Annotated in this window: 21 protein-coding genes; all 21 read right to left on the bottom strand. The window is 43.3% G+C overall.

Going from position 1 to position 23,442, the window contains the following annotated elements; genetic code table 11:
* Nucleotides 1–8: 8 nt before the first annotated feature.
* Entirely contained in the window at nucleotides 9–1,997 is a 1,989-nt protein-coding gene (locus GR929_RS00235; RefSeq protein WP_235933985.1) for a type IV secretory system conjugative DNA transfer family protein, read from the bottom strand.
* Nucleotides 1,994–2,809: a DUF4138 domain-containing protein gene (locus GR929_RS00230; RefSeq protein ID WP_159516907.1), complete on the bottom strand. Its 816-nt coding sequence runs from the start codon at nucleotides 2,807–2,809 to the stop codon at nucleotides 1,994–1,996. The genes GR929_RS00235 and GR929_RS00230 overlap by 4 nt, the downstream gene beginning before the upstream one ends.
* A 3-nt stretch (nucleotides 2,810–2,812) precedes the next feature.
* On the bottom strand, nucleotides 2,813–4,021 hold the full coding sequence (gene traM, locus GR929_RS00225) for a conjugative transposon protein TraM (protein ID WP_159516906.1): 1,209 nt from the start codon (nucleotides 4,019–4,021) through the stop codon (nucleotides 2,813–2,815).
* Nucleotides 3,996–4,346, bottom strand: a complete 351-nt coding sequence (locus GR929_RS00220) for a hypothetical protein (RefSeq protein ID WP_159516905.1) — start codon at nucleotides 4,344–4,346, stop codon at nucleotides 3,996–3,998. The genes traM and GR929_RS00220 overlap by 26 nt, the downstream gene beginning before the upstream one ends.
* Nucleotides 4,347–4,365: 19 nt before the next feature.
* On the bottom strand, nucleotides 4,366–4,992 hold the full coding sequence (traK, locus tag GR929_RS00215; protein WP_159516904.1) for a conjugative transposon protein TraK: 627 nt from the start codon (nucleotides 4,990–4,992) through the stop codon (nucleotides 4,366–4,368).
* Between the two features lie 79 nt (nucleotides 4,993–5,071).
* The gene (locus GR929_RS00210; RefSeq protein ID WP_159516903.1) at nucleotides 5,072–6,022 is read right to left on the bottom strand and encodes a hypothetical protein; all 951 of its coding nucleotides are present in this window, start codon (nucleotides 6,020–6,022) and stop codon (nucleotides 5,072–5,074) included.
* A gap of 70 nt (nucleotides 6,023–6,092) precedes the next feature.
* Nucleotides 6,093–6,830 carry a hypothetical protein gene (locus tag GR929_RS00205; RefSeq protein ID WP_159516902.1) on the bottom strand — a complete coding sequence of 246 codons (738 nt, stop codon included), beginning with the start codon at nucleotides 6,828–6,830 and terminating at the stop codon, nucleotides 6,093–6,095.
* 20 nt (nucleotides 6,831–6,850) lie between these two features.
* Nucleotides 6,851–7,597, bottom strand: a complete 747-nt coding sequence (locus GR929_RS00200; RefSeq protein WP_235933981.1) for a hypothetical protein — start codon at nucleotides 7,595–7,597, stop codon at nucleotides 6,851–6,853.
* Complete coding sequence (locus GR929_RS00195) at nucleotides 7,518–9,968, bottom strand: TraG family conjugative transposon ATPase (RefSeq protein ID WP_159516900.1); 2,451 nt, start codon at nucleotides 9,966–9,968, stop codon at nucleotides 7,518–7,520. Before GR929_RS00195 ends, GR929_RS00200 begins: the two co-directional genes overlap by 80 nt.
* Before the next feature lie 11 nt (nucleotides 9,969–9,979).
* Nucleotides 9,980–10,303, bottom strand: coding sequence for a DUF4133 domain-containing protein (locus GR929_RS00190; RefSeq protein WP_159516899.1), 324 nt, complete (start codon nucleotides 10,301–10,303; stop codon nucleotides 9,980–9,982).
* Nucleotides 10,303–10,740: a DUF4134 domain-containing protein gene (locus tag GR929_RS21965; protein ID WP_449654856.1), complete on the bottom strand. Its 438-nt coding sequence runs from the start codon at nucleotides 10,738–10,740 to the stop codon at nucleotides 10,303–10,305. Before GR929_RS21965 ends, GR929_RS00190 begins: the two co-directional genes overlap by 1 nt.
* Nucleotides 10,640–10,999 (bottom strand): hypothetical protein, encoded by a 360-nt coding sequence (locus GR929_RS00180; RefSeq protein ID WP_159516898.1) that lies wholly within the window; start codon nucleotides 10,997–10,999, stop codon nucleotides 10,640–10,642. Before GR929_RS00180 ends, GR929_RS21965 begins: the two co-directional genes overlap by 101 nt.
* A gap of 943 nt (nucleotides 11,000–11,942) precedes the next feature.
* The gene (locus GR929_RS00175) at nucleotides 11,943–12,668 is read right to left on the bottom strand and encodes a P-loop NTPase family protein (protein ID WP_201300857.1); all 726 of its coding nucleotides are present in this window, start codon (nucleotides 12,666–12,668) and stop codon (nucleotides 11,943–11,945) included.
* Nucleotides 12,592–13,605 carry a hypothetical protein gene (locus GR929_RS00170; RefSeq protein ID WP_159516897.1) on the bottom strand — a complete coding sequence of 338 codons (1,014 nt, stop codon included), beginning with the start codon at nucleotides 13,603–13,605 and terminating at the stop codon, nucleotides 12,592–12,594. Before GR929_RS00170 ends, GR929_RS00175 begins: the two co-directional genes overlap by 77 nt.
* Complete coding sequence (locus GR929_RS00165; protein ID WP_159516896.1) at nucleotides 13,602–13,898, bottom strand: helix-turn-helix domain-containing protein; 297 nt, start codon at nucleotides 13,896–13,898, stop codon at nucleotides 13,602–13,604. Before GR929_RS00165 ends, GR929_RS00170 begins: the two co-directional genes overlap by 4 nt.
* A gap of 114 nt (nucleotides 13,899–14,012) precedes the next feature.
* On the bottom strand, nucleotides 14,013–14,387 hold the full coding sequence (locus tag GR929_RS00160; RefSeq protein WP_159516895.1) for a hypothetical protein: 375 nt from the start codon (nucleotides 14,385–14,387) through the stop codon (nucleotides 14,013–14,015).
* Nucleotides 14,388–14,562: 175 nt separating this feature from the next.
* On the bottom strand, nucleotides 14,563–15,399 hold the full coding sequence (locus GR929_RS00155; RefSeq protein WP_159516894.1) for an RteC domain-containing protein: 837 nt from the start codon (nucleotides 15,397–15,399) through the stop codon (nucleotides 14,563–14,565).
* Between the two features lie 445 nt (nucleotides 15,400–15,844).
* The gene (locus tag GR929_RS00150; RefSeq protein WP_159516893.1) at nucleotides 15,845–18,160 is read right to left on the bottom strand and encodes an alpha-L-rhamnosidase-related protein; all 2,316 of its coding nucleotides are present in this window, start codon (nucleotides 18,158–18,160) and stop codon (nucleotides 15,845–15,847) included.
* 170 nt (nucleotides 18,161–18,330) lie between these two features.
* Complete coding sequence (locus GR929_RS00145) at nucleotides 18,331–20,391, bottom strand: TIM-barrel domain-containing protein (RefSeq protein WP_159516892.1); 2,061 nt, start codon at nucleotides 20,389–20,391, stop codon at nucleotides 18,331–18,333.
* A gap of 294 nt (nucleotides 20,392–20,685) precedes the next feature.
* Nucleotides 20,686–22,113 (bottom strand): sialate O-acetylesterase, encoded by a 1,428-nt coding sequence (locus GR929_RS00140; protein WP_201300856.1) that lies wholly within the window; start codon nucleotides 22,111–22,113, stop codon nucleotides 20,686–20,688.
* Nucleotides 22,114–22,163: 50 nt separating this feature from the next.
* The gene (locus tag GR929_RS00135; RefSeq protein WP_159516890.1) at nucleotides 22,164–23,372 is read right to left on the bottom strand and encodes a glycosyltransferase WbsX family protein; all 1,209 of its coding nucleotides are present in this window, start codon (nucleotides 23,370–23,372) and stop codon (nucleotides 22,164–22,166) included.
* Between the last annotated feature and the right edge of the window lie 70 nt (nucleotides 23,373–23,442).

The following is a 23,442-nucleotide window of genomic DNA, read 5'->3' as shown; positions in this document are numbered from 1 at the left end:
ATCCGGTTTTATCTTTTTATCGAGATGGAGCGGATATCATTTTGTATGCGGTAACGATTTCTATCCAGCACCTCCCGGGCATTGTCAAAGCGGTAAAAGTCCGGAATTGGGACGTATTGATTTTCTTCCTGCTGCTGCTTTTTCACATCCACCCGAATCAGGGCATTGAAGTTTTTCTGGCTAAGCCCTTCCCCATAATTATCAGCCACCTGACCAACCATAACCCCTTGTGGAAGCGTTGCGATTTTTCCTTCTGGCACCAGGTAGTCCAGCTGGGTGGAAAACGTCGAGGATTGGGTATTACGATTGATGTTCAGAGATTGCCTCTCCTGCAAGATCTTGCCCATCCTGTTTTGGATAAAGCGTGCGGTCTCACCTGCTGCCTGACCGCAAAAGACATTCCCGATATTGCTGGTAATGGCATTGGCCTGTTCTTTCCCGTAATCCCGGATCAGCTGGTCAATGGTCTGCACACCCAGCAGGGTCGAAATCCGGTTACTACGCGCTGTCGCAATCAAGGTGTCCAGTCCCCGGAAATAAATGGTTGGCAGTTCATCAAAGATCAATGAGGAAGGCCGCTGGTGCTTTTTATTAATCACTTTCAGCATCCGGGTGATAAACAGCGACAGGACTGCCCCATACATGTCCACTCTCAACGGGTTATTAGCCAGGCAAACCACCTTCGGTGACTCCGGCGAATTGATATCCAGTGAGAAATCATCACCACTGCAGATCCAGTAAATTTCCGGGCTGATGATCTTGGATATAGCAATTTTCAGGCTTCCCAGCTGCCCTTCCAGCTGTTCGCTGGCTCCCCGCTTATGCGCATTGATAAACGGATTGATAATGTTGGCCACATCCTTTTCCTGTTCCAGGAGGGCAAACAAATCGTCATAATCCATCTGCAAGAGTTCGATGGCATGCGGCAGGGTGCAAAGCTCCCCATCGCGGTACTTTTTCAAAAACCAGATCACAGCTGCAAAAAAGGAAACCGCCGATTCAGAGAAAAACTCTCCCTGCTTGCGAATCCATTCCCGGTTCAAATTGTACAGCACCGTACGTGACGATTCGAACGCATCAATGGGGCTTTCCATCCACTCCGGGGCCAATGGATTGCATCGAAATGATTTTTGGATATCTTCAAAATTGATCACATAAAACTCAGCCGAGGCAGGCAGAGTACCGCTTTTCTTAGCTTTCAGAAAATGGTTATAGGTCACCAGGGATAAGTCCGGGTACTTAAAATCGTACACACACATCGAAAAACCTTTTTTCAGATGTTGCCGGATAAAGGGTAGAACCACAGAAAAAGACTTTCCGGATCCCGGCGTTCCAATGACCATCGTGGCCCGAAAAGGATTAACGATATTGATCCAGCCTTCATGATTGGAACCTCTGTATTGGTAGATGCTGGCCAGATTCACCGAATATTCATTGGCCTTCAGGATGTTCTCCTGGGGAAAACTTTCATTCTCCAGGTTAAATCGGTCCTTCATCAGGTTTACATTGATCAGCTTCGAGATATTGTCAAAGCCAAGGTTCAGTAAGACAAACCCAACAAAGGTCAGCAACAGATAGGCCAACGGATACAGTCTGAATACTGCCAGGCTTCCCCAGTAAAGGATCAAGCCAACCAATACCTGACGAACAATCACTGCAACTGCCAGATCCCGGTCCTTATGGGCTTTGGTTCCCACACAGGTGATAGCCAGGAAAACCAGGCAGACCAATTTGGAGATATACACATCGGAAATAAAGATCAACCCGTTGATCTTTTCCAGCAAAGGGGTCAACTGCTCCATCCAGATATTGTGGCGGGTAAAAAATGGCAGGCAGCTCATGAAAAGGGATACGATCAAAAGCAGGTAGCTGAAAAAGCGAAAGCCTTCATGCAATCGTGTCAGTTCCCGTGGTTCGTTATTCATGGCTAAAGAATTATGAAATAAACCTCTTAAATCATCTGTCAATGGAATCTCTAAAGCTCCCCTGTCAATCATAGCTTTCGGGCCTTCAGAATATCTTTGTTTCTCAGCTTGAAGCTGAGCTTTCGTCCCGTGTTTCTCAGGGCTTTTTCGTTCAGCTCCAGTTTCAGGACACGCCCATCCGGGATGGTTAGCTTCTCGAAGACAAACACTTCCCGAACGCTGGTCTTTCCGGGGATCCTTGTGACTTTGTTGTGCCGATAATCCGGCGCAACCCGGTATTCCTGGATATTGGTGGCTTTGACCTTTCGTTTGTCGGTGATCCAGAAATAAATGCTTTCCACATCATAAGCCATTTGGGTTGCGTTTTTTAGTTCCAGCTCGAAAAACAAAGCATCATTTTTTAAGTGAATGGAATGAAGCCGGATCCTGATCCCGTCTTTCTCCCCTTTGCGCTTGCGATAACAACCACGGCGGTGGTGTCTGTCAAGAATCTGGTCACAGAGCTCTTTCAGCACATGGTCCGCCATCAGTTTTCCTGAGAATGTCCGGGCATCCTGCCCGTGAAAACTATCCACCGGGTAGGTGATCGGGCCATCATTACCATAACGGAGTTCAAATGTATAGATCAGGTCCTGGCATACCACTGTCAGCGAACTTGGCTTTTCAAAAGGAGCAGTTGCTTTGATCCGGACCATATTCGCAAGCTCAGGGACAACCTCTGCCTGAACCAGGGTGTGATCGCCCACCTGGACATAGTCAACCTTACCGGGGCAAACCAAATGGCTGGTCTTGGTATCTGAGATTTTCAGGGTATCGGAAAAAACTTGCGCCAGGGTTGTCAGCTGAACCTGAGCACAAAAAATAATCATTACTATTGCTTTCATCGTTTACTTGGGTTTATTGCTTAAATAGACTAAGGTGTTTTTCCTGACTGTCACTTTTTTGATCCGAACCATTCGGATCAGGGACCGGGCGGTTTGGTCTGCTGCCTGCACACCGGCATAGGTCAAGGGATTGCCCGTCACACCAAACATGGAAGAAGTATTGATGCCACCACCCACATTCTTAGCTACCTTGCGGGCAGCATGGTCCGGGACATACAAGCCAGCCATCCCGTCCAGATCGCAAGCGGTGATATTAACCGGGATGAGATTTCCATTCAAAGGGATTTGGCGGATCGTGATCTTCAGGCGTTCACCAGCTACTTCACAAAGGCCATACAAAAAGGCACCCTTTGGGATCTTCACGCCACCCAGCCAGCCATCTTCCAACAAGCGAAGCTTAATACGGTTTCCTGTCAGCACGGTGGCTGACTCATAGATTTCTGCTTTCAGCATCGAGCCGGTTTGCTTTCCGGGCTTAAAAGCGGACTGTCCTTGTTTTTCAAGGACGGTATAATGCTTCCTCACCGAATCCTGCTTTTGTTGAATCACTTGTGCCTGCCTCAATTGAGAACTCAGGGAATCATTGCGCTTTTTCAGGTAGGCATTTTCCCGAAACACCTGGTCCAGCTGTTCAATGCCGGCTTCTGTCATGGTTAGCTCCGGATTTGTCTGTTTTGCTTTTGAAGTGGTATCTTCAGCCCACCCTGACTTTTTAGCCATAGGGATAGGTTCAGCCTTGGATTGCAAATTTGGAGCCTCATCCTTTCCGGCTCTCAGCGTTGAGCGGATTTGCTGTTGACGGTGCTGAATGTGCTTTAACAGATCGGACTGATCAGTCAAATGGCTTTCCGGCATTATACCGGAAAATTCAGTGGCGTTTTGCACCAATTGGGATGTATCCTTAGCTTCCGATTCCACCTTCAGGCTATCCTCATTGTCTTTTGCAACGACTCCCAGGATGTTGTCAGCATCGTATAGGGAAATCTTGTCAGCAGATTCGACCACCTCCATTTTGTCCACGATCTCCAGGCTTCGGTCTGCTTCCGGCAGGTTGTAGTTCGCTCCCGTAATTGGATCCAGTCCGCTCAGCTTTTGCTTTTTCCCGGTGACATTTTCTCCACCACCCAGCACATAAAAGATCAGCACCACAAAAGGAATCAACACCAGGGGTAGTACAAACAGGGCTTTATTTCTTTTCAGGATTGCTTTCATCAATGCGTTGTTTTAAAAGGTTTTCAAAAGAATCAACCGGCATCTCAAAAGTCAGGGACTTTTGACCAGGTGGCTTGGGTGTTGGCCATCCGTTGGAGTCTTCCCGCCAACCGGATGCTTTGGGGTCAATTCTCTTATGGGAAATCCCGGGTACCGGAAGAAAAAAAGAAGCCAGGTATAGCAGGAAAAGGGCCACGAGTAGCAGCATCCATTTTTGCCTGCGTTTTACCGGTTCAAGACTCCTGTCCCGGGAATCCAACTTTTCAATCAAGCGGGCCAGTCTGCCCGCTTCTCCTGTTTTCTGTTCATTGTTCATTTGTTTCATGGTGATTTGTCTTAAAGGATCAGAACGATTTTCGTTTTTGGGTCTCCAGGTCTTTGTTGTCTGTAATCAGCCAGTTTTCGATCAAAAAACCGTGAGGGTTATTATCTGTCCGCGAACAGTTACGAAGCTCGCCCCGGGTTACCAGACTGCGCATCGTGATCGTTGATTTACGAACAATGCGCTGCTTTCCATAAAAGCAAAACTGGTAGGGATAGGCTGAAAAATCAATGTACACGGAATCAGTTACCAGGGTCATGCTGATATCCGAGGCGATCACCTGGTTGTACACATTGTTTTCCTTATAGGAGCGGTATTGCTTCCGGACCGATCCATCGGCCAGGTAAAAGGCTTCCCGTACGTTGTTTTCAATGTATTGTTTGTCCGGTTCCATGGTAAAGAAAAGCTCATGGAAACGCTTGATGTGATCGCGCCCTTCTGCCGGACGGTTATCCGATATATCTGCACGCAGAGCCAGCAGAAGGGATTGGCCGTTATCCAGCACATAAATTTTCTGCCGGGAGCGTTCCACCAGCCTTAACGACTGAATGAACACGAAGGAGCTGAAGCCAATCAAAGTCAGACTGGCAACTAACAGGATATAGACCGTAAACCGGAATTTTCGTTGGATGTCAAATACCTTATTCATTGATATGATTATTGATAGTGGATTGTTGATTCTTTCTTTGGAATATGGATCATTGATTCATGGATGTTTGATCGTTGGGTTATTTCATGGCACCTTTGGTGATCGCCATCAGCGCTGCTGTCCGGACCAACCTTCCTCCGCCGGTGTTGGTTCCCGAAGCACTGATAATCCACGAAGCGATTTTAGGGACCATTAGCAGTCCCACTATCCCGCAGATCGGTACCACCAGGTTGGAAACATAGTACATCGATGGCATGTAGATCAGCGAAGCTTTGATACTGGCGATTTCTGCTTCCAGCACGAAGATGAGCACTTCCTGCACCAGCGACAATATCACCAGGGCAATGGGCAGGTAGAGGTTGACATTGACAAAGCGGGCAATCCATCCCAGGTAGTTATCCTGAAACCCGTCAAAAATGGAGATGGCAAACACCAAGGGTCCAAAAATAACCAGCAACACGCAAAATATAGTCCTAAGAAAGGCCACCAGGTAAACCAAGGCCTCAAACAGCGATTCCATCAGTTGACGCACACTATCCATCAAGTAAAAGTTGATTTGGTGTTGCAGGGCTCTGCCGGAAATGATGTTGTAAGAGGTCAGCAGCATATTGATCCCCTTATCCCAAAGGGTCGCTTCCTTCTCCTGGTTTTCCTGAAAAGCTGGGAGGTCGGCATAAAAAATAGCTTCCTGCTTTTCTTCCAGTCGTTCAGCGACCAGGTGCTTTTTATCAGCATAAATAGCTTCTGAAAGCTTGGTTAACCCCTTGGTTGGAACCATTAATAGCTGAACAAAGGGTCCCCAGAAGCTAATCACCAATACCAGGGCAAAGGGACGCAATAAGGGCAGTAATGAGATCGGGTTATCGGCAATCAGCTGCTCATAAATCCGTTTGGAGATATACAGGAAAGCAGCAATGCCACCGATCGCCCGGGCCATGTTCACCAGCAGCCGGGCGTTGTCCAGGCCTCCCTGGATCAGGACATCGGTAAAGTCAAAAAAAGTTCTCGTGGTAATTACCTGTGATAGCATAATTTATAGGATTTTCAGATTTTAGATTTCGGGATGTTCGGATTTTGGGATTCCGATCCGAATAGTTACTTCACTGAGTCAGGAAGATGTAGGACTGACTGACATTATTCATGTAAAACCGGTAATGGTGTACCTTCCGGTAAGTGTAATCCACCTCACCGATCTGGCGGTTCAGTTCGGTTTTAATTTCGCCAAAGGCTTCCAGCTTTTTGCCATGCTCTGCCAGGAACAGGTTAACCGAAATAAAGCGGGTCAATAACTGATCGGCCTCCTTTTCTAAAAGCTCTTTGAGCCATCTACAGTCTTTCAGCTTGTCCAGCCGGCCAATGCTGGTATAGAGTCGTATAAAACCCGAAGTGATAAGGTAGATATCCGGCAACTGGTCACTTTCTGCATCAACAATGATCTTTTCAATCTCGTACTGCGTTTGGGTATCGTCCCGTATTCCTGCAGTGTGTTCATGGCGGTCTTTTATTTGCTTTTTCTCTATCAGCCGGGAAGCTATTTTCACCAGGTTAATGCGAAGCGAACCAGCATAGCCTTCGGCATCGGAAACCGGCAAAGCCCCGACTTCCACGTAATAATGGGTAGGCCAGGTGCGGATAAACACGTGAGGAACCGGGAACAGCCAGCCTTTAAAGGCAATAAAAGACAGGGGATAGCGACCCTCCATCTCCGGGTAATACCCGTGCCAGGGTTTGACATCCAGTAACTGAGCTTTCAGTGAATTGACTGAAAGGATCAGTATCAGGATAATCAATAGCGTGCAATGCATTCGTTTCCTGTTTTTCACCGTTCTGAAATTCATATTTTGACGATAATCTGCAGTTAATGATAAAGGGTGTAGTAGTAAGCGAAACTTTCCAGGCTGCCCGAATCAAAGCTTTTCTGATAAGAGGCATAAAGCAGTTTGTTGTAGAGGTAGCAGATCGTTCCGTAATGGCAGCGTACTTCCTCGTAGATACCATTGATCGTATCGTACCGCTGCTTGTCGTCCATTAGAAAAAGGTCATCCTTGACAATGGTATTCAGGATTGTGGTAGTCAGCTGGCTGGCGTCATCCAGGATCAGGTCAAAGGACTGGACAATCACTGCTGCCTGCTGCGTGGTAAAATTCTGATCCTGAACCAGCCGGGGAAGCTTTTCAGTATAGACTTCGATGACCTTTACCAGCATTTCTTTGGTCTGCCGGATTCGTTTGTAATCCTTGATCAGGTTGGAGACCTTTTGCAGGCTCTCCAGCTTTTGCTGGTCAATGCCTACCAGTTCGGCGGTCAACCCTTTGATGTCACCGTTTAATACTTTGATCAGCACATTGTACCAGTTGATTTCCGATAAGATGCCCTTTTCCTGTTCCCATAAGGCTTCCCGCTGGATGCCCGCCCCGACATCAGTTACCGGGGCCTGGGCCAAAGCGGGTTGTAGTCCGGCCAGGCTCACTAAAAAAAGCAGCCTGATCATTAAATGGTTTGTTTTCATTTTCATCATCATTGTTTTAAATTGTTTTTTGATTCGTTGACATGGATTTGAGGATTGACAGAAAACACTGGTCTTTTCTTTCCTCCAGCTTTTCAAGAATTTGCTGCTTTTCACTTTGTTCAGAAGTGTAGCAGTAGTATTCGGGCCTGCTCACTTCCAGGGCATAGACCTGCGAGTGATCTCCCAGGCCGATAAAGACTTCCTTCAGGTTCCGGTCCGATGGCAGGTTTTTGTTAATCGACAGGATTTGCTCCTTTTGGAATTCCGACAAACCAAGGGTTTCACTAATCGAGTCAAACTTGTTTTTAAATTTGCTCATATCCAGCAGTATCCTTGTATCGGCATTATTGATAATCGCATCGCGGATCACCGGTGAGGAGATCACATCATCCACTTCCTGGGTGACCACCATCGCCTCGCCAAAGAATTTCCGGATGGTCTTGTAAAAGTATTTCAGGTAGGAAGCCATCTGAGGCGTTGCAATCGCTTTCCAGGCTTCTTCCACGCACAGGACCTTGCGAACGCCCTTCAGCCGTCTCATCTTCTGCAGGAAGATATCGATGATAATCAGCGTTGCCACCGGGAAAATAATGGCGTGGTCTTTTATACGATCCAACTCAAAGACGATAAACGGGCAGCGGAAAAACTCATCAGTATTCATCTGCCGGTTCAACAGATAATCGTATTCACCACCTCGGTAATATTTTGAGAGGATAAAGAAAAATTCGTTGACATTAAACCGGATGGATTGCTCTTTGACAAGCCCCGGAATAAAGTCCCGGCAAAACTCATAGTACCCGTTAAAGGATCGGTCGTTCACCTCTTCTGTTTCAAAGAAGGCGGTTACCGAATGGGCGATCACATCCTTTTCCATCTCCGAAAGGTTCTCCTTGTAAATGGTGAAGATCACCGACAGGATGGTCTGTTTACGTTCAATATCCAGCTTACCTTCCAGGATAAACGGGTTAAACGAAATGGGATTTTCTGCCGTAAACTCGATCATCATCGCCCCTCCCTGTTTTTTCAATCGTTCATTCAGATACAGGGTCAGCAGCTCATAGCTCCGGCCTACATCCAACAACACGACATGACAGTTTTCGCTTTCGGCGTATTGCCTTAGCAGGTGGTTGGTAAAAAAGGATTTCCCCGATCCCGATCCACCGATAATGATCTTGTTGCGGTTATGGATCAGGTGTTTTTGCATGGGCTCATCCGAAATATCGATCCTGACCGGGCAACCCTCCAGCCGGTTCGAGAGGCTGATGGTAAAATCCGATAAGCTGTTTTTAATTTCACCTTCAAAATTTGTGAAACAGCAGGCCTGTGGGACCTGGGTGATCAGTAGCTCGGATTCCGGAAGCTGGCTTGAATAAGGCACGCAGGAGAAAAACAACTCGGGCAGATCGTGGCTGTGCTGGTAGGGAAAGCAGTTCATCAGGGAAAAGGCGGAAGCCGTCTCACTTTTGTGCTGCTTTAAGTCTTTTAACGATGAATCAAACAGCATGACGTTAAAATGGGTTTGCACGATCTTCTCTCCCATGGTCTGTACCTGGTCCAGGAAGGATTCAATCAGCCCGGCGTTGACCTTGTTTTCCGAGGAGAATTTCGAAAGGCTGTAGATCTTTTTATAGCTTCCTTCCAGCGAAGCTTTGATCTCCTGCTGATCCGGGATATAGATAAACTGGTTGGTCACATGCGAAAACGGCAGGTGATAACTGACCGGGTACACCAGCGAAGCCGCAAGGCCTGTCTGCGGATGCTTAGAGACAGGCCTGAGCTCAGTCGGGATATGGGAATAATCACTTAAACTCATGATCTCCACAAACTGGTCCATCACCTTGAGCCGGTCCCTGAAATCAATGCCTCCCAACACCGGATGGTCACCGGTGAAGTTCAGACTTAAAAAGCGTTCCATCAATCCCAGACGATCTTCTCCTCCCGCAGCTTCTTCCCTGGAAAGCAGCTCACAAGTAATCCCGTTTTGCCTAAAAACAGCGGCCAGATTGATTTTGAGCTCATTAATCTTGTCAAAGCGGAGCATTTCCATGTTACGCTCCTTTCTGGATAAGATCAGTGAGGATTCCAGGTAGTTTCTCAATAGCCCGCGGTTGAGCAGGCTGATAAAAAGGAAACACTCATGACGAAGGTATTTGCGCCCATGAAAATGGTTTAAGTAAGATTCATTCAAACTGGCAGCGACAGCCTTGTAATTTGTTGGAGTCTGCCCCTTGAACTCAAACTCCCGGACCAGGAAATGATCCTGCTTATGCAGGAAACTACCAGCAGGCAACAGGTTGATGATTCGTTGGAACGTATCATGCAGCTGGTAAAGCTTTTCTGTACTGGACGATAGCACTTCAGGCAGGCCTAGCCGAAAACCGATGCTTAAATCCAGGTTATTGGAGACCAGTATATCTCCGTTAAATCCAAGCAGGGGAAGAACCTCCTGCAGGTTTTTAATTTTCATAAATGTCTGTTTTATTGTTCAGGTGTTCCTTTTAGGGTATGATAGACCCGTTGTTTGCAACAGATAAATTGGGGCAGCTTTTTGGCTGTTTGCCTTTTGTCCCAGCCTTCGGGTCCGTGTGTTTTCTGGATCCGGCTTAGCCGATACAGGTAGGCCAGCATGGCAGGGACAATCAGCAGCACTGCAGGGAAGGCTCCCAGCAAAATATAGACTCCTGAAAAGCCGAAAAAAGCGGCAATGATCCCGTACAACGCCCGGAAAACCAAAGGGCCTGAAAGCCCTTTGATATAAAGCCGGGTATCCACTCTTTTTACCGGGTAGCTGGTGGTTTCCATCAGACAAAAAAGGCTTTGATGACCACACCCACCAGGATCAAAAACAAGCAGGCACCAAACCAGCCCATAATGGCTTTCTGGGTATCCTGGTCACCACTTTGCCACTTAATATACACGCGTACCCCACCGATCAGCCCAACGACTGCGCCTATGGCGATAATCAGGTTGGAAACCGGATCAACATACGAACTTACCTCGGCAGTGGCCTGGTCAATTCCTGCTGATGACTGGGCCATGGCCCGGTAAGCACCAAGGAAAAGAGTGGCGGTTATCGCCGTAACTCGAAAGAAAAACCGTTGAATGTACTTTTTCACTTTTAAATCATTTAAAGGATTCTTATTGAAACTGGACTTGCTCCAGTATTTTTGACATTTCGGGATGACTGGTCCGGGTGAAACAGTCGATGGGATAGCCATCATCAATCCCCGCTTCTTCATACAGGGAAACCGGTAATGGAATGTCTTCCGAAAGGCGAATCGGGATCAGCCCTGATGGATAATCCCTGGAACAAACAGAGAAAGGGGTGGTCGCTTCCGCCATTAAGGCTCCTGAAGCATGCTCTACAAAAAGCTGTTTTTGGCTGCTTTTTTCTTTTTGATACCAACTCCAAAGAAGCAGTCCCAGGTACCATATAGCCAAAACAAAAAGAATAAATTCCCAGAAACGGGTCCAGCTGATCTGATCAATTCCAAACATTTCGGTATCAGTTTTTTGGTTGATTAATTTCCGGTGACCTCAGGAAGGAAAATGAAAACCTGCTTACCAGTCACCGATGCAAAGGTTGGAAAGTGAAATGGTAGTTGTTGTACAGGCCTTGTCAGGTCAGGGACTTTTTATTGTTAATCAAGTTTTGAAGTTCAAGTGTTTTTTTAACGCGTTTTGCTTTCACTTGAATGGTGCATGGATAAATATAGGAAAGCTTCACCTTTTCTATGGTCCTGTTTGATTAGTTTTGATGAAATTAAAGTCATTTGAAAAGAAAGAAAAAAAGTCAAAAAAAGAAAGAAAGCCTGATTGGCAGCCGGTCGATGCAAAAATGCAAGGCTGTTCCGCGTATTGGACATCCCCGATAATCAATGGCTGGAAGCTGATACAAAAAAGCGAAACACCCGGGGCCCGGCCTTGCATTTTTACTGGCAGAGGGTTGCAGGCAGACCGGCTAAATTGGCTTTTCTTTTTAGTTTTCGACTGAAATTAAACAAGCTACAGGAACAATTTTGAGAAGGTGGGCAGGCAAAGGGCAAGTGTAGACCAGTAACGAAGCAATGCGAAGTGAATGGGCTTCTCTTGCCGCGAAGTGCCCGGCGGGTCCATCGTATCGTCAAGCGAAGGAGTGACTGGCTCCGCCAGCTCTGTCCGGCGGGTCCGGGTAATGAATGAGTGCAACGCAGCGATGGTTCCGCCGGGCTGAGGCATTAGTCCTGATAAAAACAACCGGGAACCTGATAACAGTCAATCAGCTCCTAAAAAACAGGAAAGTTGTCTGCGTTAGTGAAACCCCGGGGAAGTCAGGCACACGCCTGGCTCCTGTGGGTGAAACAAAAGCGGGCATCTTTCTTTTTTGAGCGAGGCGTGTAAGTCTGGTGCGAAGCAAACAAGGCGAACAGGCCGCAGAATATCCTGAAAAAAATAAAGATTCTTACCGTCTTTTATCCTTTGATTCCCGGTCAAAAGCCACCAGGTTAAACATCTCCCGCATCCGGGATCTGATCCGGTTGCCATAAATGGCTTCCAGCTCAGAAGCGGAAAGGTTGGTGGTAATATGGGTCTGCATGCGCTTTGTCATAAACAGGTCATAACGGGCAAGCAGGATCTCGGCCATCACCTTGCACTCGTTACCGAAGTGCTTTGGTGTCTGCTCCAATCCCAGGTCATCAAAACAGTACACTTTAGGAACAGGAATCCCACCGATCTTAAAATACGACCCTTTGCTATACCGGTTAATCACCGCATACCCGTCTTTTTCAAACTCAAAACTGATTTCCCGGGTGGGCTTGACCATAAACTGGCTTTCCCTGGCACAGAAATAACTGATCAGCCGGGCCAGCGTACTCTTGCCACAACCAATTGGACCGGAGATCAATAATCCTTTTGAAAGGCTCATACCGTGCCTTTCAGCATTCTCCTGATCACCAATGGCATACACCAGCAGCTTGTAGATCAACTCCAGGTCATCGGGCTCAATCCTAAAATGTTTACCGAATAGCATTTTTCCTTTTTCTTCCATCCACAGCACACTTTGCTGGAAATTAAAGTGAAACACGCCGCTCTTGAACCGGGCAACCTGGTCATAAGGGCTCTGAATAATCCTTGTCGGTCGGGACACTGAACCTGCCGGCCCCGATTTGATTGAATGGTCTTTCATGACTGTTGTTTTTATTGTTATTGATCATCCATTTCCGGGCAAGGGCCTGCCAGGAAACGATGGGTTGATTGTCTGTTGTTTTCCATCCCAGGGACAGGTAACGGGCATAAAATTGTTGGGCCTCGCTTTCCGGAAAACCGTTTTTCCTGAAAAAAGATTTCACATCAGAAAACTCAGGAATTGAGGTTTTCTCTTCCCTGGATATTTTCAAATTCTTATCCTTTTGTCCTCTCTCCTTTTCTTTTGGATTTTCTTTTTTCTCTTCTTGTTTAATATTCTTTGTATTGTTTATAAGAAGTGTATCACTTGTTGTATCAGCCCCGGTATCAGATTGAATACCTGTAGGGTTATCTTCATGGTTACCTGTATCTGCTCCGATATCACTTTGGCGACCGGAAGCTGTACCCGTATCGCTTGATATACTTGCAGGTGTATCACTTTTTGTATCACCGTTGGTGCGGGTATTTCTTGTGATATCACCAGCGGTGTCAGTTCCTGTATTGGTTTTGTTACCGGTACGTTTGGTGGCATTTCCTTTGATATCATTTTCGGTATTCGTGGCAGTACCGGCAGCAGCGGTTGTATCCTCTCCTGTATCGGTAGCGGTATCTTTTTTAATACCGCTATCGAATTCAGTATTGGAAGTCGGATCAAATGAAATGCAACTAACGGTGCTTCCTTTGTGGAGGTTCGACGAAGGCTTGTAATGAATATAGCCCCAACTGGTTAGTTCTTTCATACAGCGGGCATAGGTATTGGCTGAACCAATTCTTGCCTGCTGCATCATCTCGGCCCGGGAAATAACAAAGCGGTCACCAAACCGGCAAGCATTCCACTGCCGGAACAGGGCCAGGTACAGGCTGATGTGGTAGGACGAAAGGCGTTGATCCTCATCCAGCCGGTCAAAAAATCCGTTCAGGTGCCGCAGGTAGTTCATTTCCGGCTTCCAAATCTCATTTGCGACTGGCTTTTGCCTGATTCCAGAATCTCTTGAATATCCCCGGAATCATAATACAAAACGCCTCCCATTCTTGTAAACGGAAGGGTGCCGTTGATCCGCATGTTTTGAAGTGTACCGGGGGAAATCCCCAGTAGTTGGCGCACTTCTCCTGAACGGAGCCATTTCTTGGTGGATAATCCCTGGTTTTCTCTTATTAGTTTTCTGAGTTCGGCAAGCAGTTCGATCTTGAATTCCCGGAGGTCATCGGTGGTCAGAATTTCTGATGGCATAAGATTTCGTTTTGAATGATTTATTTTAATACCATTCAAAATTGCAGCCTTCAGATTTAATCTGTTATCAATAGCTTGTCAGGTCAGGTATTTTTTATGGTTAAGTAGGTGCATCTACCGCCATTCACCCTTCCTGTAGCGCTCCACACAGGCCCGGTGAAAGGTGCGCATTTCATCCAGTTTTTCCTGGGGTATTACTTCGATCTGCTTGATCTGCTGATTCTCATCTTTTAGTTCATAGTACGGGATGAATGGGCATTCTGAAACTGGATTGCCAAACGGGCAGCCGGAAAAGGCCGGGATTAAATCAGCATTCTGACGGATTTTGGGAGTATTAATTGACATGGTTTTAGTTTTTTGATTTTTATAAACAAAAAAAGCGTGAACCGTATCATATCTGCTCTCAAGGTGACGCCAATCACCCGCATAACAAATAAGCACAGCCCACGCCATAGCGTGAGCGTCATACTTATTATTCTTGTTATGCATAAAATTTGGCGTATTTTGAGAGCAAGAATAAAAGCTAACGCTTCCTATATTTTCAATTTATCAGGATACATTCCCGATAATTAGTTGTCTTCCGGTCTTTCATAACAAAGATATAAAAACATCCTTTATTGATCTGTTTTTGGTAATTTCTTGTCATCGTTTCATCTGTCAATATTTATTCATTTGCTTCGTCCATTTTCTGTTGCAGTACATGACGCAGAACATCAAGAAATTTCGTTTGATTGATCTTTCGTTGCCGGATTTCTGCATAGTACCGGTAGACATCATTTGTCAAATCAAGGTTAAAGAACCGACTGAACACCTCGGCCAGTTCCCTGATCGTGACCTTCCCTCCATTGATCACCTTGGCAAAATATAAGGCGTAGATGATTTCGGCCACATCAATTTTACTGCCTGTCCAGTAGAGCGAAGACACCGGTGTTGTATCAGCCAGATCTTCAGAACTATCCAGCTTTCGTAATTCCCCTGTGATGTAATCGATCAACATCTCATTGGCCCTAATCATTGAAAAGGTATGGTCATGCCAGGTAAAAAACTGTTCATCCAACAGATGATGGTTATCCCTTAATTCCAAGGGGATTTCTGCTCCGTCACGCAAAAAGTACTTTTCATCCAGGTGATTGTAATTACAACGGTAATACTGCACTTTCATATCATTTCGGACCATACATTCCATTATCTTATCCAGCTTTTTATGGAGGTATTTCCGGGTTCCTTCTTTATCGTTATCCTGACGTTTGGTTTCAAGGTCAAAAACTTCCCGGTAATACAGCAGCTTGCTGTAAACTTCAGGCTTCAGTTTTTTAAAAAACTCTATTTCTGATTCCTTATCAGCAAATCCGTCTTTAACTACAAGTTTACGCATATCGTCCAGTGCAATCTTGCAGTGGCCAATCGCATATTCCATTTGGTCCGGGAGCTTAACTGAAACTTCCTTTGTTTTCGATAACGCATTGTTTAATTCTTCAATAATCTTCAAATGTGATTTCATGGCTAAATTGCTTAAACAGGTTTTCTTTATTGCTTATTGGGTCCCTTATTTACACCAATCGTAATAAAGCATAAATGTCCACTGTTTAATTTCTCTGTTCCTGTTGCCTCAGCGCCTCTCCACACGTTGGTTCTGCTATATCTTAATCGATGAAAAAGATATTTACTTTTTTTCTTTCGTATACTTTTCCTCCTTTCCAAATAAATATTTTAAAATAATTTGTTTAACTCGTGTAGAAATTACAATCCAAAAATTATAATCATGATTTTACTTTACCTAATGAGCACCATCCACTATACTTTCCTCAATATCTATCATCTTCTTAATTAATTTTTTAGTACTAATTTTCAAACAACTACCATCCTCTCTCATTATATTTTCACGTTTAATCATCTGTACTTTTTCATAAGCAGTACAATAAACCTAACTAACAGTATTCTTATCATTAGCTAACAATAACATTTATGTAATAATCCCCTTTGGGTAAAGTCAAGAAGGCCTTTTCTCTATAAGTTCTTAGTTTCATTTTAGATAATTCTTTCCCGTTAATTAGGATTGATTGAATTTGGCTTACCTCATAAGGGAAAGTCAATTGCATGGATACCGGGGAACTTATTTGTTGGGTTAAACCATTATCCCCATATTTAAGATTGACAGTAAGTTTTCCTTTTACTGTCTCAACTTCAGCTTTAACATCAGTTAATTGAGTCTTGTAAGGCTTTATCTGTATTTTCTCAAACCCGGCTTTTAGCGGCTCAATTCCAGCGACATATTGTGATAGCAGCGTCAATCCACCACCACTCCAAGCATGATTTATTGTTCCACCTCCAAACCCTTGCTTGCCAATGCCCCAACCTTCCCATAAGGTTGTCATTTCGCTGTTTACCATTTTTGAAAAACGATTTTTCATCCTGCTCAAAGCTAATTCCGGATATCCCATTTTGAACAGGGCTTCCAAAACATACTTTTCCATATATGGACTTGCATGGCGCTGTTCATCCAGTACCTCTTCTAACAAGTGATAATTCTTCGGTTCGGCAAAACCACATAATACGGCCATTGCATTAGCCCGATCATCGGTTTCTTTGTCGTAATCAGAAGAACGGTATTCTTTCCCCGTCCAAAAGGTCTTATTAAAGTTGGCTTCTATTGAACTCATCTGTTGTTCTGCCCAAACTTTTCCAGTTGGGTTATCCATCAATTCAGACATTAGGGCATAGCCTTTGCATGCCAGGTAATACCAACAGTTATAAAGGATAGTCATATCCTTATTGTCACCCCAGTCGCCCCATGGCCATTCTCCCTTTCTGGGAACAACCAGTCCATCTTCTCCCAACTCCCAAACATCAAGGTATTTTTTCACCTTTGGATAAACAGCTTCAATGGTCGCTTTGTCGCCTGTATACCAGTAATAGGTCCAGAAACCATAATAGCCAACACTATTGAGCATTTGCATGGGTAATTCTTTATCCCGGTTACCTGCTGGAATCGGTGAATAAATTGTCCCGTCTTCCCGTTGCCAGTTCATTAGCTCATAAATCCCCTTTTTAGCCAGCGAATGGGAATTAACATCCAAGGCATAAAATGCTTCACCCATTTCATTGACCACATCACCCCACCACTGCGCACGTTCCCGGTCGGGGCAATCCATGTAATTATCCCGCATCGTGATATACAAGGTACGTAGTGACTTTTGCCACAATCGGTTATAAAAAGAATCGTTACATTCGAATGAACCTGCGAATTCGGTATTAAAACCAGTCTCACGGTAACCAAGTTTATTGACTGTTACTCCTTTCGGAATGACAAACCAAAGCTCATGACCGTTCATCCAACCATAAGATTCATATTCCTGATCGCCTGATTTTGTAATGTATTCAGCCCTTACATTGGGCGCTGAACCTCCAAGGTAATTGTCGGTTAACATTGCAATTTCTTGACCAGCCTCTGAAGTAATATCCAAAAATGGAGTTATTTGGGCATTGTACGGTAATTTACATTTGATGGTATCTCCGTCTGCAATAAATGGATATTGCTTTTCGAAAATCTGAATTCCAAAATCCTGAAATAATGGGATTGGTCGCTTGATCAATTTGTTCCAGGGAGCACATCCTGCTTCCCCTTGTTCCGTCGCATTATTCAAGTTCGAACAATCAAACCCACTCGTTTGCCACCCTTCGATTTCCTTGCTGGCATCGTACAGTACATTGGACTCAGATAATCTATAATTGGGCTGAGTCCCTTCTGTTGAATGCCAATATGCCGGATTTTTAATGCATTTCCATGACTGATCGGATATAACTGATGTCTTGCCGTCAATATCCAGTTCGAACAACAACCCGGCTTTACCGCTTGAATTATGAGCAAACCCATGTTTCCCAAAAAACCAGGTTAGAATGGCAATACTGTTTTTACCTTGCTGGATATATGAACTTAAATCAACTTCATCATAATATGTATCTTCAGGGCTTGGGCCTCTTTTTAGCCCTCCTTCAAATACAACCATTTCACCATTGATCCATAACCAATATTTGCTATCAACTGCAATATTGGCAATGGCCTTTTTTACAGCTTTCTCGACGGCAAACGTTTTGCGGTAAATGGTCCATGCATTTATGGTATCAGTATTGGTTTCACAGTTAATCCATTTTGCGTTCCAATCTGTTCTTTGATTTAGAACCGAATCAGTACTGAATCCTGCAATTGGATTTAATAACAGTGTAACTAAAAAAATCAATATTTGCTTTTTCCAATTTCTCATGGTTTTAACTTACGCTGTAAATACGCCTCCTTAGGCCGTGCTAACCGTCTTTAGGTAAAACCTTCATCATTTAGGAAAATGGAATAATCGTTATTCCATTTTCCCAAATGATTGGTTGCTTTGTTTTAACCTGATGGCTTCATTAATAGAACACCTTTAAGAAAGTATATTTACTCATATTTTACTGTTAGGTTAATCTCAATTCCTTTTTTAATATTTATTTCACAAAAATTTTCCTGACTTCGTTCACTTCTAATCCTTTTCCCATTCAAAAACACTTTGTATAGCTGTTTCTGAACAAGTATGCTGATTTTGGTATCAAGTGAAAGCGGTGGTGAAATAATGTTTATTTCGTTTGAATTATTATCCATCACGATATGTTTGATTTTGTCCTGATCGAACATATCAACCAAATCAAAATATGAATTCGTTTTCTTATTTGAAGGAAAAGCATTGATCACAAAAAAGTCGTTTCCTTTTTTCCAATGGTTGTTGTTTCCCAGTTTTATGTCACCTGTTACGAATACAGAACCCTCTTTTATATAAATGGGTATGTGTTCCAACCCACAATCTACCAATTTCGTTTGTGAGCCCGCAATCTTTTCGCCGGGTGAGTAATAATTTATCCAAACTCCTTCAGGAAAATAAACTTCTCTTTTATTCTCCGATGAAGTAACCGGAGCAACCAAAAAATTATTACCAAACAAATACTCATTCCACAACTGGTAAGTATGATCATCTCCTGGGTACATCATACTTAGTGGTTTCATTAGCGTCCCATTTACTGAAGCTGTATTCAAATTAGAATAAATATATGGGACAAGCTGATTTCTTTGAATGCATGCTTTTCTGAAAGTGCTTTGAACATTCTCGGAGCAGTTCCATGGAGCTCGATCTGAACCATTTCCTCCTGCGCCATCATATTTAATCTCGAAAAGGCCAGTCCATACTCCCCATTGTAACCACCTGATGTATAACTCATCAGGAATGACACCTGTGTCCCCCAGATAACCTCCCACATCAGATCCCCAGTTAGGAAATCCCATAAAGCTTGTTCGCATGGCGTTGGCAAGATTGCCCGCCATTCCATCCCAACTGGATCTGGGATCTCCTCCCCATATCGCACTTAAATGAGGTTGGCATCGTTGAAAACCGCTTCGGGAAAGATTAAACTGATCTTTGCCCCATGCTTCTTCCAAAAAGGAATCTATTGTTTTTGAATACAAAAAAATGTATTTATTTCTATGAGTACGATAAGAAGATTTATCTGACCAATGTTCAACGTAAGGAAAGAACTCATCAGCCCGATCCATTTTGTGACCTTTTACACCATATTTGTATTGCTCGTTTGCTAAACGAGTTTCAAATTCTTTAATTGCAACTGAGTCAGTTAAATCCATATATCCCTGAAATCCTGGTAACAATCCAGGAAAATCATGATCCGAAAAAGTCATAGGCGCAACCCATGTAATAAGCTCTAAACCATAAACATCTTTCAATTCTTTGATCCATACTTCAGGTGAAGAAAAATTTTCGTTGAAATTCATTTTCGACCAGCGTTGCGAACCATCCGAATAAGGTCTGTCCAGTAACATCCCTGAAATTGGGATCTGTAAATCAGTAAATAATTTGGCATCATCCAGTATTTGTACTTTCCCTCCTTTGGCTTCATCCCTCCAAACAATTGATCCACATGCCCACAAAGGAATATATTTTGGTGTTCCAATTACCGAATAATAGCCGTTAAAAATTTCATTCCCGTCCTTTCCAAAAAAGAGGTACCAATCCAATTCAGAAGTTGTATGAAATAATTGTGTTGTCCCTCTGTTGCCAAATTTGTACTCTCCTTCATAAAACGTATCAAAAAAAGAGGCATAGCCAAGGCTATTATAATAAAAGGCGGACCATGCTGAAGCAAAATTCTCAGAATAGAGATAATCTGCGCCGTTTACAGCAACAGTTATTGATTCTCCTCTCAAATCAGGCGATAACTGGTTACTTGGATAATTTCGTTCCTGTACCCCAAAAAAGTGTTCTCCTGAATCGGCCAAATGAATAGTAAAATTATTTGCCCATGGAGCGTCAGCCTTTATATGCCAATAGTTTCTATTGGAAATAAATTCAACTTTAACCTTCCAATCCTTGTAAACAGAACCTCCCTTTACATCCGGAATATATTTGTAAGTTAATTGCAATACCGTTAATTGATTGCTCTCACTTACTATTGACATACTTTCAGGTGAGCGAAAATTAAAGCATATTGAATCAATCTGTATCAAAATTGAGTCACCCCTGGAAAAAACAATTTTCTTTTCTTCATTATCTATTCCCAATCTTATTGGACTTTCTAGGTTATCCGCATAAGTACCTTGATGTATCCCGATAAAACATAGTAAAATAAATAACTGGAACACTATTCTTATTTTCATATTTAACATCTCTATTATCTGTTGATTTTTATTCTTTTAAAAGTATAGTTGAACTCCCTTACTCACCAAGTTAGTTGTACTTGGGCTCAAACTGCTTTATTCCTCCCAATCATCTGTTCGAAATGAAGATGCAGGTAATCCTTCGGTATTGTATAAGTCCCCAACAACAAAATTCTTGAAGGCGTATCGCACAGCTACGGGTTTAGCAACCCAATCAGAGTAGACTCGAACTCTTCCTTTTTTAGTAATAAATGCTTTCGCGTTAAAAAAGCGTTTGTTCGCACCAGCTATCTCAAAATTTGATAATTCCCTGCCAAAGGAAGTTAAGCCTTTTGAGGCATGATCAAAGGTTAGTTCAGCAATATTGTCATGAATTGTTATATCTTTTAAAATGGGGCCTGAAGATTCTATTTTCTGAACATCATAGGTTTTTGACAAGGCAAGAAAAGCCAATCTTTGTCCAACTGCTTTTTTATTTGAAGGATGTATTTCTGCCTCTTCCCCAACATCAAGCAAACAGGCCATACCTGTATTTTGAGTCTTCTCTAAAGCTTTTAGCTGGGCTTCTCTTAAAAAGGCAGAGTTCAAATTGGAACCATAATAAAAAGGAGTAATCTGAGCATAGTAAAATGGAAACTCTCCAATTCCCCATTCTTCTCTCCAGCCTTCTATCAGAGAAGGCAATAGCTTTTGATATTCTGCTGGACGGGTAACATTATCCTCTCCCTGATACCAAATTACTCCACGAATCGTAAAATCCAAAATAGGGGATACCATTCCATTGAAAAGTAACGATGGAGTCTTGGGATAAGCTTCAGAAAGTCTGTCGGTCTCATCTTTTGATGGAATATTAATAAAATCAAACTGTTTGATACTATTGGGGCTCATCCATGTTTCAATATTAGTTCCTCCCCAACTCGAATTAATTAAGCCAACAGGAACATGAAGGGCTTCCTGCAACATTTGGCCAAAGAAGTAGGCTGTCGCACTAAAATCACCAACATTTTTTGGCTCACATAAATCCCATTGTCCTTTTGCATTAGTTAGAGGCTCAAAACTGGTTTTTCGACCGACTGTAAATAGCCGAATTGATTCATTAGTCGATTTAGCTATCACTTCATTGGAATTCAGAACAGGCGCATTATAATGACCGCGTAAGGGCATTCCCATGTTTGATTGGCCAGAACAATACCAAACTTCACCGATTAGTACATTTTTAATGGTGAGTTTTGAATTGTCTTCAATTGTTATCTCGTATGGGCCTCCTGCCTCCGGAGTTTCAATTTGAACTTTCCAGGAACCATCATTACCAGCTTTGGTTTTATAGTCCTTATTATTCCAGGATGTTACTACTTTAACAACACTGAAAGGTTTTGCTTCTCCCCATAAAAGAGGATTGCTTTGCTGCTGCAATACCATATTATCGGATAAAATAGCTGGTAGCTTTATCTCTGCCATCAAATTGAATGGCAGGAAAACAAGTAATAATCTTACGATTAATCTTTTTATCGATTTATTATTCAAAAACAGGTTGTTCATTTTTTGGTTTTTATTCGGTTTTATATAAAAGTCACTTAATACCTATCGTACTTTCCCTCTATAATAACATCTTTCACGGCCTCCAAATAACCAAAACCATTAAGCATATCTGGTAATAGGTAACTGCCTTCTACCCATTCATTCCAGGCATTAATGGTTATGATCTTGGGTTGTTCCGGATGGTTGTCTGTATATTCCTTAGCTTTTTGCAGCAAGGCAGCAAAACTTTCCGGTGTATTGTGATAATGAACAACTTTATCTTCCCCTTTAGCAGGAAATCTTGGCGTATCATCCCAACCAATAGAAACGCATGGAAATACAGGTATATCTAAAACAGAATCCATTTGTGCCCGAATTTTCCGTGAATTTGCACCATATGCCAAATAATCAACTTTGGTACCTCCCATATTGTACATGGCCACACTATTATAGCCCAATTTGGTAACTCTTTCAGAAAAATCAGAAGCTTCTTTTTGGGACATGATATTGCCTCCTCCATTATTTTGCTGGATGTGCAATCCTGGGAAACCTGCCTTTCTAACTTCGTCCCTGAAATAATCCAATGCTTTGCGAGCTTCTTCAGGACTTCCTAAACCTTCGATTAAATTGCCCGAGCTGAAAACCGAGAACACGGGTTTCCCATCAATCTTAAAATAGTTCGGCAGTTTGAAGTACTGATTAATTACCCTGTCTACAATATTTTTGAAATTTTCAAAATCAACAGCTCCGTCCCAAAGCAGAGAAGTATCATCTTTAAATTTGTGTACATTCCAATAATTACGTTTTACATCATGGTTGGCCCACATGATGTAGAACTGCATTTCTGAATTGTTTTTTGCTTTCAGAAAACCGTCATTAAGTGCACTCTCCAAAAAAGGGCCACCGTCAAACCAATACCAGTCATAAACAAAAAGATCTACTCCATGGTCAACAGCCATATCAATCCACTTTTCCACTACTTCCGGGTCGTTATCCATTCCATATCCCAACAAAGGTTGTCTTGGTTGGTAATGCCCTTCAAAACGGGGGTCCCCCTTTTTTATGACTTCCCATTCGCCAATGCCTTCAGGCCATAGCATATCGCCAAAACGCTCATCATGATGGCATGATGGCCATACGTAGGCTGCTACATAGTAATCATCTTTTTCTGGAGCAGATGTATCCGTATTTTTTAATTTTGAATTACTGCAAGAACTAAATATCATTGCAGATACTAGTATTAAGAATGCGCAATTAAGTTTCATTCGTTTTTATTTTAATTGTTTATATTCAATTATCATCAAGTTTAGTTGGTATCCCCAATATTTCCGGAAA

The sequence above is a fragment of the Sunxiuqinia indica genome (genome assembly GCF_009847015.1).
GTDB lineage: Bacteria > Bacteroidota > Bacteroidia > Bacteroidales > Prolixibacteraceae > Sunxiuqinia > Sunxiuqinia indica.
The sequence above is the reverse complement of the archived record's forward strand: the minus strand, read 5'-3'. Positions and strand labels throughout refer to the sequence as shown.